A 13,886-nucleotide genomic window follows, 5' to 3' on the forward strand; every position below is an offset into this window, starting at 1 on the left:
TTTTTCAAATCGTTTTGAAATCTTATATTTGTAATTGAACATATTTATTTTAATAAAATGAGTAAAGCGATTATCAAAACAGAAAAAGGCGACATGACTGTACAATTCTATACAGCAGATGCTCCAAATACAGTTGCAAATTTCATCAAATTAGCGAAAGAAGGATATTACGACGGATTAACATTCCACCGTGTGCTTCCAGACTTCGTTATTCAAGGTGGATGCCCAAATTCACGTGAGGGTGCTTCTGGTATGCCAGGAACAGGTGGCCCAGGTTACAAAATTGATTGTGAATTGACTGGAGAAAACCAATACCACGACAGAGGTGTATTATCGATGGCTCATGCTGGTCGTAACACAGGTGGATCTCAATTCTTCGTTTGCCACAGCCGTACCAATACAGCACATTTAGACAGAAACCACACTTGTTTTGGTAAAGTTATCGAAAATGTTGATCTAGTAGATGAGATCCGTCAAGGTGATCGTATTTTAAGTATTGAAGTTATCGAAGACTAGTTCTCGATAAGTAAAAGTGTATTATGAATTTAAGAGCATTAGTTTCTGTAACAGGAAAACCAGGTTTGTTCAAATTAATTGGACAAAATAAAGGAGGGTTTATTTTAGAGTCTTTAGATAGCGCTAAAATAAAATCAGTAGTTAGCTTATCTACTACCAAAATGGCAACTTTAGAAGACATTACAATCTACGGAGAGGAAGAAGAAATTCGTTTATTGAATGTTTTTGAAACAATCAAAGAAAAAGGATTGACAGTAGATGCAAAAGCAGATGGTCAAGCATTACGCGACACTTTCCGTGAAATTGCACCAGGTCATGATGAATCACGTGTGTATTCATCAGACATAAAAAAGATTTTCACTTGGTACAACATCATTAAAGATTTACCATTATTTGAAGAAGAAGCTCCTGCTCCATTGGTATAATCTTATCCAAAATAAAAAAGCGCGTTCTTACTATATGGTAAGAACGCGCTTTTTTATATATAAAATCTAGCTTCTACTTACCCGCTTGGGCAATTCCTTTACAGATTTCCGAAACTAAAGCAGGACCTTCGTAAATAAATCCTGTATAAATTTGGATAAGACTTGCACCCGCATCTAACTTTTCTATAGCATCTGCAGCAGAATGAACGCCACCGACGCCAATTATTGGAAAAGAACGATTTGATTTTACAGCTAAATAGCGAATGACTTCTGTCGAACGTTTCGTCAACGGAGCACCGCTCACACCACCCATTTCTTTTACCAGATTTGCATCACTACGTAATCCTTCTCTAGAAATAGTCGTATTTGTCGCTATAACACCCGCAATGCCAGTTTCCTGCACAATCTCGACAATATCATCCAATTGACTATTGGTCAAATCGGGTGCAATTTTCAATAATATTGGCTTCTTACTGGTTTTACGTTCATTTAATTCTTGAAGTGTATTCAAAATATGTTTCAAAGGTTCTTTTTCCTGCAGGTCACGTAACCCTGGCGTATTAGGGGAACTTACATTAACAACGAAATAATCAACATAATCAAATAATGCATTAAAACAGTATATATAATCATCTACCGCTTGCTCATTTGGAGTTATTTTATTTTTACCAATATTTCCCCCAATCAATAGACCTTTGCGATCATCGGCAGATAAATGTTTGAGACGATTAGCGGCCACATCAGCACCTTGATTGTTAAAACCCATGCGATTGATCAATGCCTTGTCGGGCACTAAACGAAACATACGCGGTTTATCATTACCGGGTTGAGGCCTTGGTGTTACAGTACCAATTTCGATAAAACCAAAACCAAAATTAGCCATATCGGTAATATATTCAGCATTCTTATCAAATCCGGCTGCTAATCCTACTGGATTTTTAAACTTTAGACCAAACACTTCACGCGCTAAGTTCGAGTTTTCATAAGTATACAGGCTACTTAATAATTTTTGAGAACCCCAGATTTTTGAGAATACTTTTAACCCTCCTGTCACCGTATGGTGCGCAGATTCAGGATCCATTGAAAAGAAAATAGGTTTTACCAACTTGTACATGTTACAAAGGTAGCTAAAGAAGAAGAAATTTCATTACTTTTGCAATCGAAATGATATCAATAAATAACTTAACATTTGAAATAGGCTCACGCGCATTGTATGATGAGGCTAACTGGCATATTAAACCTGGCGATAAAGTCGGTCTAATTGGTGCTAACGGTACTGGTAAATCTACTTTATTGCGATTAATTGTAGGGCAATATTCACCTACTTCTGGCAGTATATCGATGGCTAAGGACTTGAAGCTTGGTTACCTTAACCAAGATTTATTATCTTATCATTCTGATAAAAGTATTTTACATGTAGCAATGGAGGCTTTTGAACGCCAAAATCAGCTGCATTCAGAAATAGAAACCTTACTCCAAAAATTAGAAACAGATTATTCTGATGATATTCTAAATAAATTAAGTGACAAGCAAATGGAATTTGAGGCCTTAGATGGCTACAGTATCGAATTTCGTGCGCATGAAATTTTAGCAGGTCTAGGTTTTTCAGAAGATGAACAGAAACGTCCTTTAGCTACCTTCTCTGGAGGATGGCGCATGCGTGTCATGCTAGCCCGTATCTTATTGCAAACACCAGACATCTTATTACTGGATGAGCCAACCAACCACATGGATCTACCATCCATTAAATGGTTAGAAAATTATCTGCAAGGATTTGAAGGTGCCATTGTTATCGTTTCTCACGATAGATATTTCTTAGACCGTATTATTAAGAAGACGGTAGAGTCAAGAAAAGGCAAGCTTACACTCTATGCCGGTAACTACAGTTACTATTTAGAAGAAAAAGCATCGCGAAGTGAGATTCAAGCTGGTCAATTTAAAAACCAACAAGCCAAGATTAAACAAGAGGAACGTTTGATCGAACGTTTCAGAGCCAAAGCTTCAAAAGCGAAAATGGCGCAGTCACGTATCAAAGCTTTGGATAAGATGGAAAAAGTAGAAGATGTAGATGATGACAACCCAACTGTAAACTTCAGCTTTAAATTTTCGAAACCATCAGGAAGACACGTCGTAACCTTAGAAAAGGTTTCTAAGTCTTATCCAAACCTCGAAATACTAGAAGACACAGAAGGTATCATCGAAAAAGGCGATAAAATTGCTTTAATCGGTGCAAACGGGAAGGGTAAATCTACCTTATTACGTATAGTCGCTGGCGCAGATCTAGAATTCGAAGGGAAATCTGAACATGGCCATAATGTATCGCAAACTTTCTTTGCACAGCATCAGTTAGAAGCATTACATCTAGAAAATAGTATTATTGCAGAGATGCAAGCTTTTGCTCCTAAACATTCGGAAACAGAAATACGCTCCATATTAGGTTGTTTCTTATTTTCAGGTGACGATGCCTTTAAAAAGATTAAAGTCCTTTCAGGAGGAGAGAAATCACGCGTTGCCCTAGCAAAAGCATTGACAGCTGATGCTAACTTTTTGGCACTCGATGAGCCTACCAACCACTTGGATATGCAATCGGTGAATATTTTGATTCAAGCATTGCAACAATTTGAAGGTACGTTGATTGTGGTATCCCACGATCGTTACTTCTTAGATCACGTGGCAAACAAAATTTGGTATATCGAAGATAAAAAAATCAAAGAGTATCCAGGTACTTACCAAGAATTTGAAGATTGGAATTCAAAACGCATAATCAAACCAGAGGAAAAAGTGGTAGAGAAAAAAGCGGTAGCGGAAGAACCTAAAAAAGCAAAAACTGCTCCATCTGATGATAAATTCAAATTGATTAGCAAAAAAAATAAAGAACTAGCAGCGCTAGAACTAAAAGTTGCTGAAAAAGAAGTTATTGTGAAAGCACTGGAATCGGATTTAGCGACGGAAGTAATCTATTCAAATGCTGTTAAACTGCAGGAATATACGCGCAATTATAATTCATCCAAAGCTGAGTTAGAACAATTACAAAAAAATTGGGAAGACTTAGCAGAAGAAATAATGGAACTAGAGGATTAATAGCAATTATTCACTTCATAAAAAAAGTTCAGTAGAATAATCTACTGAACTTTTTTTTAATGAAGATATTTTTACATCAATAGTAATGATATTCTTTTAAGATATAAACTTTATCTGGAAGAGTACTATATCACAGCTAGTTCACCATTATTACAAATAAGCGTATGTAATACCATCCCCACCACGATCCTGATGTTCATCTTCGAATCGAGAGACATGACTATATTTCCTTAGATAGTCTCGAATAAATTTACGAAGGATTCCATCACCCTTACCATGGATAATTTTCAACGATGGGTAACCAATCATTACTGCCCTATCCAGCACCTTTTCCAACTCGTACAGCGCATCTTCTGTTCGCATACCACGAAGGTCAATTTCTGGATTAAAATCTGCAACAGCATGTGCTGAAAGGGTCTTCGATCCAGCCTTAGCTGCTTTTTTCAAGTCTTTTCCCGCTAATTTAATGACATTTTTACGCTTCTGAACTGTCCTCAACTCTCCCATAGCCAATATCAAATTATTCTTAGCAATCTCCAGTACAACAGCTTCGTTATCAGAATCAATGATCTTCACCCAATCTCCAACAGCAATTTGCTCGTTAAGATCCACAACCGCGACTGGCTTCTTCTCTATCTTCTTATCCTTGGGTAGCATAGTAGAAAATGAACTATCCAAGTTCGCCCTTATAAGTTTAGTTTTTTCTTTGTCGGCCTGTGCCAATTTAATTTCAGCTACCGTATTTTCGATTAATTTATTAGACTGTTTAATTAGTGACTGCGCTTCCTCTTTTGCCTTCTTGAGAATAACTTTTTTATTATCTTCCAAATAAGACTGCAACTCTTCATAATCGGATTTGATACGAATTAACTCTTTTTCTCTTTTCGTTATCGCCACCTTGGTATCGAATATCTCTTTCTTCTCGCGCTCCAAATCCACCAAAAGTGTATCGACCTTTTTCTGGTGGTTTCCTACTTTCATTTTTGCTAAATGAATAATTTCCTTATTCAATCCTATTTTTTGCGCAATTTCAAAAGCGTAAGAACTACCAGGTTTACCGATTTGCAAAATATAAAGCGGTTTCATAGCCACATTATCAAACAACATCGATGCATTCTCCAATCCTGTAGTCTGATTAGCAAAAACTTTCAAATTAGAATAATGGGTAGTCACTACACCACGAATGTTTTTCTTATTCAACGTTTCTAAAACTGCCTCTGCAATTGGGCCACCAAACAATGGGTCTGTACCAGTCCCAAATTCATCGATCAAAACCAAAGTACGCGCATTTGCAAACTCAGTAAAGTATTTCATCTTAGAGAGATGCGCACTATAAGTACTCAAATCACTCTCTATCGATTGATCATCACCAATATCTGCAAATATTTGTTTGAAGACCCCTAATTTTGAATTGGCATCAGCCGGTATCAACAAGCCCGATTGCAACATCAATTGCATCAAACCTACAGTTTTCATACAGACCGATTTACCACCAGCGTTAGGTCCTGAAACCACAATGACCCTTTGTATCTCATCAATCTTAATATTCAGGGGCACAATTGTCGTCCGTTCCTGTTGGGCATGCAAAGAAAGCAATGGGTGACGAGCATTCACAAGGTCAATCTCTGGCTCTTTCGATAATTCAGGCATTTCCGCCCCAATATCCAAAGCGAACATAGCCTTTGAACGTACAAAATCCACCTTTGTCAATAAGCCATCGTAAGATAACATCAACGGGATATGCGGTCTGAGTTTGGACGTCAATTCAACAAGAATTCGAATCACCTCACGTCTACGTTCAAACTCTAGATCTCTCACTTTATTATTGAGGTGAAACACCTCTTCTGGCTCTATATAAGCTGTTTGACCTGTAGCAGACTCATCGTGAATAAGCCCCTTTAGCTTACGTTTGTTCTCCGCTAAAATAGGAATACAAAGTCGACCATCCCTGATAGTTAAATTGCCATCTGCTGTCCAACCACTATTTTGTGCAGTCTTAAAAATAATATCAATCCGCTTACGTGCCTCTTGTTCTGCTTTCAAAATACCTTGAGAAAGATCTAGTAAAAGTCGAGAAGCATTGTGCTTCATTTTACCACGGTCATCAATGATCATCTCGATATCACGTATGATCTGTTTTTCTATTGGAAGATGCTCAAATAGCAATTCTAAATTTGGGTACTGCCCCTCTCGATCATTAAAATATCGAATAATGGCGTAAACAGTTTTCAATGAAAGAAGAACACGATGGAACTCCTCCTCCATTAAAAAAGCACCTTCAACTCTTGCTTTTTCAACTAAAGTCCGGATAGGATATAGATGATCTACTGGTAGCGCGTCATCGCTAGTCAATAGATCCTTGAATTCATTTGTTTGACGTAAAAATTTATCTATCTGATCAAATCGAGTTTGCGGTTGTATTTTATCAACCAAATTACGCCCCGACTCACTGATACATTTTTGTTTTATCAACTCCTTAATCTCGGCAAAACCGAGCTTATCACTTGCGTTATTAGGATAAATCATGTTTTATATTCGTATTATTTAACCGGCTTAGCATCTAATGAATTCAGCCTATTGCCGTTATTTCTATCCAATAAAATGGGAGGATTACTAGATTTTTTAACCTCTTTCTCATTCGACCTTGGTTTTGGCGCTTCTTTTAGTGGCATCTTATCTCCTTCCTTGGCCCTATTCGTAGATTTATTTTCAATTTTTGAAACAGCTATCGAATCAGCTTTAACAACAGCTGTTGAATCCAATTTCGGACTCGCATATAGGCTGTCTGCCTTCATCAAAAATGTACCCAAATTATACCCTCCTTTTAACCCTGTTCCTTCAAAAAACACACGGACTGCCTTTTTATAATCAAAGCGAACACTATCCGGTTTATAATTCAAAATCATTTTTTTCTGAAATTCATATAGTTCCACCCAGTTGCGGACCCGCAATAAGCTATCTTGAATAGAAGCATTTTGAATAGAATCTTTCCTGCGTATGGCGTCGTTCTTCTCCTTTTCGATTTTCATATAGCCCTCATTCATCTTTTTTAGATTCTTCCCCACTTCATCGTATATTTTATCCATCGATTCGGCATCGCTCGCATAAAATGACAAATTCTCCTTGAAACTTGTAGAATCTAACGCATATTTTTTGAAAGTGTGGTCATATAGCGAAAAAATAACACGCTTAGCACTATCCTGACTTAAAGTTGACAGATAAGCATCAGTAGTATAAATCTCCGTTAAGACCTTCACAAAATCCTTTTTTGGAATAATATCTTTCTCATTCGTACTTTTACAAGAAACAAATAAAAAAATCAGCGTAAGTACATTCAGTATTAATCGTTGCATTTCGTAATTTTGTACAAATTTATAAAAAGGCCTGACATTTGTCACCCTTTGAATTCTTAAATATACAATTATCATGAGTATTGCAAGTAACCTAGAAGCGATTAATTTAGAAGTTAAGGCGCTGGGCGTTCAGCTAGTCGCTGTATCAAAGACAAAACCAAATGAAGATATCATGAAAGCCTATGAAGCTGGGCAGCGTGTTTTTGGTGAAAATCTAGTTCAAGAGCTTGTTGAAAAATACGAATCCCTACCGAAAGACATTGAATGGCACCTCATTGGCCACCTTCAATCGAACAAAGTAAAATATATAGCACCATTTGTCACTTTGATCCACTCAGTTGATTCTTTCAAACTATTAAAAGAAATAGATAAACAAGCAGCTAAAAACAAACGTACGATTGATTGCTTATTGCAGGTTGATATTGCTGAAGAAGATACGAAGTTTGGTTTTGATCATATCGAATTGGTTGAAATGTTACGCGACGAAGAGTTTTTGGCTTTAAAACACATCAATATCCGTGGATTAATGGGTATAGCCACGAATACCGAGAACGAAAAAGAAATAAAAGAAGAATTTTATGAATTGAAATCTCTTTATGATGGTATCAAGGCAAGTTTCTATCGCAAAAATGAAAATTTCGACACCCTATCCATGGGCATGTCATCGGATTACAAATTAGCAATAGAAAAAGGCTCTACAATGGTTAGACTTGGAAGTACTATTTTTGGTAAACGTGTAATAAAACATTTAAAAAACAATGACTAAAGCTATTATTAGATATGCTGTAGAGGCTGACTGCCCTGCGATGTTAGATTTAATCCGCGAGCTTGCAATTTTAGAAAAAGCACCAGATGCCGTAACTGTCTCAATGCAAGAGTTTATCGATGCAGGTTTTGGAGAAAATCCTATTTGGGGAGCTTTTGTTGCAGAATTAGATGGGAAAATTGTCGGAATTTCACTATATTACATTCGTTATTCCACTTGGAAAGGAAGAAGACTTTATCTTGAAGATCTAATTGTGACAGAAAGTATGCGTGGCTATGGAATTGGCAAACAACTTTTCGAAGAAACTCTTAATTTTGGTAAATCAAAAGGATATCAGGGCATGGTTTGGCAGGTGTTAGACTGGAATGAACCTGCTATTCAATTTTATAAAAAATATAAAGCTGATTTCGATGCCGAATGGATTAATGTATCGATAACATATTAAAGAGAAAAGGACGGTTAAGTTTAATGAAACCAAAATACTATTTAAACCTATATGTGATTTTTGCTTTGTTCAGCAGTACTTCATGTACCAATGAACATACATCAAAAATCCAAGAAGCAATGAGTGGAGATACCCTTCATTATGACATGAAAGAGGTGCATAGGTATAGTAAATTTTTCATGAAAGATGGCGAAAAAATAGACACTACCTATTTTAAGGCACAGTATCCGCAATTTAAAGACACACTGATCAATACATTGTTGAGTACATCCATTAATTTAGATGGTGACTCTCTAATCAGTGTGGCTGCGAAAAGGTTTGTAGATGCATATGATGAATATGTAGAAGAAAACAATGGACAATCTTCATCAACATGGTTTCGCAATTTACAAGCTAACGTATACCAAAACACACCTAAATTTATCAGTATTAGCACCAATCAATCTGAATATACTGGCGGAGCACACGGTGATCACTTTACCCTATTCAATCATTTTGACATCCATACGGATCAAAAGATAACATTAGCGGATATCGTTGCCCCCCAAAACCAGAAAGAATTGATTAAAATTGCTGAAGGGTATTTTCGAAAATCGGAAAAGTTATCTGAAACCGAATCCTTAAACGATAAGTTCTTTTTTGAAGGAGGTAAGTTTACGCTTGCCAATAATTTTGCCTTAAACAAAGAAGGCCTATTGTTCTATTACAATGTTTATGAAATCAAACCTTACTCTGGAGGTAACACAACCTTACAAGTCCCCTATACGGATATCAAACACTTGATTTCAAATAAGGGATTAGAATATATCAACAGTATTAATTAGCAATCAACCTCAACAAATCGATGCAAGTTTTTAAATTTGGTGGCGCATCAGTCAAAGATGCTGAAAGTGTAAAAAATTCAGCACATATTATTTCTAACTATAAAGTTGACGCACTATTGGTCGTAGTTTCGGCCATGGGAAAAACAACCAATTTGTTAGAAGAAGTTACAAAAGCGTATTACCATCATACAGGTAAAGCGTTTGAAATTCTAGAAAAGGCCAAAGCATTTCATTTCAACATTTTATCTGATTTATTTGATGATCATAATCATCCTATTTTTGATGAAATTGCCAACTGTTTTGTAGAAATTGAATGGATACTTGAAGAAGATCCACAAGATCCCTTTGATTATTTATTCGATCAGATTGTTTCTACAGGAGAACTTGTTTCGTCTAAAATACTTGCAGCATACTTACATCATATCGGAGAAAAATCCAAATGGTTAGATGCGCGTAATTATATCATGACCGACAATACCTATACAGAAGCACAAGTGAACTGGGAAAAAACCGAGGAAATTATTCGAACAGAAATCCCCTCAATATTGGATGAATATATTGCTGTCACACAAGGCTTTATAGGCTCTACATCTGAAAATTTCACCACTACTCTTGGGCGAGAAGGCTCAGACTATTCAGCAGCTATTTTTGCATCTTGCTTGAATGCCGAATATGTCACCATCTGGAAAGACGTTCCTGGCGTATTGAACGCTGACCCAAAATGGTTTGAAAAAACAGAATTGATACCCGAGCTATCATACACGGATGCCATTGAACTGACTTACTATGGAGCAACGGTAATACATCCAAAAACGATAAAACCACTCCAAAATAAAAATATACAGCTCAATGTTCGTTCATTTTTGAATCCGGAAACTACCGGGTACAAAAATCAAGAGCACAAATGCTTCACTACCTGTCCCATCCTTTATCTTTAAAGTCAATCAGATCTTGGTATCGATATCACCGCGTGACTTTTCATTTATTGTGGAAGATAATCTCCGGGATATTTTCAATCTATTCCACCAATTTCGGATCAAGATCAATATGATGCACAACAGTGCCATCAATTTCTCAGTTGCTGTAGATGATACCGGCCAAAACCTGATCGATGTATTGGAAGAACTCAAGAAAAAGTTCAAAGTCAATATTGAAACTGGTCTGGAATTGATCACAATCCGATATTACAACCAAGAAACAATCAATCGTGTATTGATTAATAAAGAAGTCATCAGTGAGCTTAAAGATACATACACCTGCCAGCTACTCGTAAAAAAAATATAGATGAATACACGTATCCTTCAAAAGGAAGTTCAAGATTTTATAAATCAACATGAAGATGAATCTTCCGCTCAGCTTGCATTAAAAAAATCTCCTTTTGAAGGAATTACATCCTCCGAGCTCGCTTCACAAATAGACGGGAAGCAAAGGTGTCGAAAAAAAATACCCTTATGGGCTGAAACTGCAACCATTTACTACCCTGACAAATTGAATTTAGAGCAATGCTCTTCGGAAAAAACAGCGCAATTTAAAGCATCTTTAATCACAAAAGGTAGCACATTGATTGATATCACCAGTGGTTTCGGTGTCGATGATTATTACTTTTCAAAAAAAGCAACGAAAGTGATATCTTGCGAGATCAACAGTACTTTAGCAACCATATCGCAATACAATGCGACCCAATTAAATGCTGGAAATATCGAAGTTATCGCTTCGGATGGAGTTGGCTATATTGCTGAAAAAAAAGACCTTAAAGTAGACTACATTTACATAGACCCATCTCGAAGAGTTGCCCATCAAAAAGTCTTCATGCTTAGTGACTGTGAGCCTAATATCGTTAAGCTGCAGAAATCATTCTTAGAAAAAGCATCGCATATCATAACTAAGGTCGCTCCTCTTTTAGATATTACTGCAGCACTTTCCGAATTGGAACATGTCAGCGGAATATACGTAATCAGTCTGAACAACGACTGCAAAGAGCTCTTGTTCATTCAAGAAAAAGAATTTTCCGGACAACCTGATATTACCGCAGTACGTATTTTTGGTGATAACGTTCAAAAGTTTACCTTTAACCAACAGCTCGAGTCTGCAACAACAGTTGATTACTCCACACCTTTACAGTACCTATACGAACCTGATGTATGCCTAACCAAAGCCGGTGCTTTCAAAAGTACAGCAGCAGCATTTGACCTCAAAAAACTACATCAGCATACACACCTCTATACATCAAATAGGTATAGACCAGATTTTTTAGGCAAGATCTACGACATCACCGAAGTCATACCATTTACAAACTTCAAAAAATCAAAAGAGAAGATTAAGACCAATGCAGTAGCTAAAAATTTCCCTTTAAAAACAGAAGTTCTGAAAAAGAAATTTAAAATTGCAGATGGGGGTATGAAGCACAGTTTCTTTACTACAGATGCTACCGGCACCTTAATTGTCATCCATGCGACACGAAAATATGAAATCGACAATAGCATTACATAGTTTTCTAAAATAAAGCATAATTTTAAAATATGAGAAATATTGCTTTATCAGCTTTAGATCTTGCGCCAATCAAAAAAGGTTGCACAACATCAGAAGCATACAACAGAACAATTACAATAGCGCAACATATTGAGAAGATTGGATATAAGAGAATTTGGGTAGCTGAACACCATAACATGGAATATATCGCCAGTTCGGCTACTTCTTTGATTATTCAACATATCGCAGCCAATACCAAAACGATCCGTGTCGGTTCAGGCGGTATCATGTTGCCCAATCATTCTCCATTGGTCATTGCAGAACAATTCGGCACTTTAGAGACCTTGTTTCCAAATCGCATCGACTTGGGCTTAGGAAGAGCCCCGGGGACGGATCAAGAAACAGCAATGGCTTTACGTCGGAACAATTTCAATACAGCTTACCAATTTCCACAAGACGTAGCAGCATTGCAACAATACTTCAGCGATGACAATGCTGATGCTAAAGTGCGTGCTTTTCCTGCCGAAGGTTTAAACGTTCCCCTTTATATACTGGGTTCAAGTACAGATAGTGCCTATTTAGCTGCTAGCTTAGGTCTACCTTACGCATTTGCCGCGCATTTTGCGCCAGCGCAGCTAGCCCAGGCTAGTGCAATCTACCATCAGAACTTCCAACCTTCGGAAACGCTTTCTGCTCCATATTTCATCGTTTGTGTCAATGTTATTGCTGCCAAAACAAACGAAGAAGCGCAATTACAATCTACCAGTGTCAAAAATCTATTTGCAGGCATCTTGACCAACACGAGAGCGCCTTTATCACCACCCACTTTCGAAGTCATATACAAAGGTATTCCGAGCATTGAACAAGCGGCAGACAATATGCTTGCCTGTAGTTTTATTGGCAACAAAGAAACTATCAGAAGACAATTGGAGCCTTTCATCGAAGAACTCCAAATTGACGAACTTATGGTCATATCGTATATTTATGATGATGAAAAATGCCTTGAGTCATTTACCTTATTAAAAGAAGCATTGACTGATTAGAAAGTTAAACTTACATCGTGCATTATAATTTATAAATGGTTACTACATAGAGTCAATTTACTTTTATATCCTCGCAATTATATTGCGTATCTAAGCAAATTTATCTATGTTTATTATATAATATAATGCACGATGAAATATATAAGCCTTCCAATCCTATTTTTTGTCCTGACTTTTCAATCTTGTCAACAAAATACCCAAGTCAGACAACATGCCGCATTAGATAGCGTTGCAAGCCCATCCATTGATAGCTCAAGTCAAGGACTAGCCGTTGGTGACAAACCATCGGCTACCAATTTAAGTCCATCCATTTTCATGATTGATACTTACCGTATTTTTGAAGGCATGGAAGATCCAAGCAAAATATTAGATGAGAATTGGCTTGATCTATACGAAGAAAATGGGCATTATCATTTAGCGCCCATAGATTATAAGATTGAAGATGGCTATAATGAGTGTGCAGAAGTTGAAACCAAAACTGTAGTTTCAAAACGGAATTCGATCCTATTCCTCAATTTCCCTTTTTTAAAATCTGGAGAAGTCGACCACCTAAAAATAATCCAAGCAGAAGTTTGGCCTGGGGAAAGTGTAATATATAATTTCAATAGCCAGAAGTATCAATTGAAAGGCTATGGAGATATTACCAGTACACAGGTACAGACCAATGACAAAGGTCACGAAGAAATATTTCACGATGTTAAAAATTATAAACTCACCTATTCCCATAATGAATCTACAGAAGCCAACATGCTTCAAGTCGAGCAATTCAACGATACTTTTATCAAAACTTTGTTTGTAGGCGACATCGATCGCGATGGAAAACTTGACTTTATTATCTCCGACCCTACTGATTACGAAGAAAACAGTATCAGGCTGATCCTATCTTCTCAGATAAATAATAATGATATCGAGAAGAGCAGCTTCCAACAGAATGTACAATTTGATTGTTAACCATGAAATTGAA

The 13,886-nt window shown here is 36.8% G+C and carries 14 protein-coding genes; 11 read left to right on the top strand and 3 right to left on the bottom strand.

The window, feature by feature from the left end:
• Positions 1–57: 57 nt before the first annotated feature.
• Positions 58–516 carry a peptidylprolyl isomerase gene (locus ACFX5U_RS11985; RefSeq protein WP_038698730.1) on the top strand — a complete coding sequence of 153 codons (459 nt, stop codon included), beginning with the start codon at positions 58–60 and terminating at the stop codon, positions 514–516.
• A 23-nt stretch (positions 517–539) separates the two neighbouring features.
• On the top strand, positions 540–941 hold the full coding sequence (locus ACFX5U_RS11990) for a DUF5606 domain-containing protein (RefSeq protein WP_038698732.1): 402 nt from the start codon (positions 540–542) through the stop codon (positions 939–941).
• A 73-nt stretch (positions 942–1,014) separates the two neighbouring features.
• On the opposite strand, the gene ACFX5U_RS11995 is transcribed toward ACFX5U_RS11990, so the two are convergent.
• On the bottom strand, positions 1,015–2,055 hold the full coding sequence (locus ACFX5U_RS11995; protein ID WP_400260816.1) for a quinone-dependent dihydroorotate dehydrogenase: 1,041 nt from the start codon (positions 2,053–2,055) through the stop codon (positions 1,015–1,017).
• 50 nt (positions 2,056–2,105) lie between these two features.
• Between ACFX5U_RS11995 and ACFX5U_RS12000 the strand changes: the two genes are divergently transcribed.
• Positions 2,106–4,022 (top strand): ABC-F family ATP-binding cassette domain-containing protein, encoded by a 1,917-nt coding sequence (locus tag ACFX5U_RS12000; protein WP_280567242.1) that lies wholly within the window; start codon positions 2,106–2,108, stop codon positions 4,020–4,022.
• Positions 4,023–4,172: 150 nt separating this feature from the next.
• On the opposite strand, the gene ACFX5U_RS12005 is transcribed toward ACFX5U_RS12000, so the two are convergent.
• Both ACFX5U_RS12005 and ACFX5U_RS12010 read right to left on the bottom strand, forming a co-directional pair.
• Entirely contained in the window at positions 4,173–6,548 is a 2,376-nt protein-coding gene (locus ACFX5U_RS12005) for an endonuclease MutS2 (RefSeq protein ID WP_400260817.1), read from the bottom strand.
• Between the two features lie 14 nt (positions 6,549–6,562).
• Positions 6,563–7,375: a DUF4296 domain-containing protein gene (locus tag ACFX5U_RS12010; RefSeq protein WP_400260818.1), complete on the bottom strand. Its 813-nt coding sequence runs from the start codon at positions 7,373–7,375 to the stop codon at positions 6,563–6,565.
• A 73-nt stretch (positions 7,376–7,448) separates the two neighbouring features.
• On the opposite strand from ACFX5U_RS12010, the gene ACFX5U_RS12015 reads away from it, so the two are divergent.
• The 8 genes from ACFX5U_RS12015 to ACFX5U_RS12050 all read left to right on the top strand — a co-directional run bounded on the left by ACFX5U_RS12015 (position 7,449) and on the right by ACFX5U_RS12050 (position 13,873).
• The gene (locus ACFX5U_RS12015) at positions 7,449–8,141 is read left to right on the top strand and encodes a YggS family pyridoxal phosphate-dependent enzyme (RefSeq protein WP_038698742.1); all 693 of its coding nucleotides are present in this window, start codon (positions 7,449–7,451) and stop codon (positions 8,139–8,141) included.
• Positions 8,134–8,586 carry a GNAT family N-acetyltransferase gene (locus tag ACFX5U_RS12020; protein ID WP_280567232.1) on the top strand — a complete coding sequence of 151 codons (453 nt, stop codon included), beginning with the start codon at positions 8,134–8,136 and terminating at the stop codon, positions 8,584–8,586. The genes ACFX5U_RS12015 and ACFX5U_RS12020 overlap by 8 nt, the downstream gene beginning before the upstream one ends.
• 23 nt (positions 8,587–8,609) lie before the next feature.
• Positions 8,610–9,410: a DUF3298 domain-containing protein gene (locus tag ACFX5U_RS12025; RefSeq protein ID WP_400260819.1), complete on the top strand. Its 801-nt coding sequence runs from the start codon at positions 8,610–8,612 to the stop codon at positions 9,408–9,410.
• 20 nt (positions 9,411–9,430) lie between these two features.
• The gene (locus tag ACFX5U_RS12030; RefSeq protein ID WP_400260820.1) at positions 9,431–10,348 is read left to right on the top strand and encodes an aspartate kinase; all 918 of its coding nucleotides are present in this window, start codon (positions 9,431–9,433) and stop codon (positions 10,346–10,348) included.
• A 49-nt stretch (positions 10,349–10,397) separates the two neighbouring features.
• Positions 10,398–10,694 (top strand): hypothetical protein, encoded by a 297-nt coding sequence (locus tag ACFX5U_RS12035; RefSeq protein ID WP_400260821.1) that lies wholly within the window; start codon positions 10,398–10,400, stop codon positions 10,692–10,694.
• A complete protein-coding gene (locus ACFX5U_RS12040) occupies positions 10,695–11,900 on the top strand; it encodes a hypothetical protein (protein WP_400260822.1) in 1,206 nt (401 codons plus the stop codon).
• A 29-nt stretch (positions 11,901–11,929) separates the two neighbouring features.
• Positions 11,930–12,922, top strand: coding sequence for an LLM class flavin-dependent oxidoreductase (locus ACFX5U_RS12045; protein WP_280567220.1), 993 nt, complete (start codon positions 11,930–11,932; stop codon positions 12,920–12,922).
• Positions 12,923–13,054: 132 nt separating this feature from the next.
• Positions 13,055–13,873, top strand: a complete 819-nt coding sequence (locus tag ACFX5U_RS12050; RefSeq protein ID WP_400260823.1) for a hypothetical protein — start codon at positions 13,055–13,057, stop codon at positions 13,871–13,873.
• The last annotated feature ends 13 nt before the right edge of the window (positions 13,874–13,886 follow it).

The organism is Sphingobacterium sp. SG20118 (genome assembly GCF_044740685.1).
Taxonomy (GTDB): Bacteria; Bacteroidota; Bacteroidia; order Sphingobacteriales; family Sphingobacteriaceae; genus Sphingobacterium.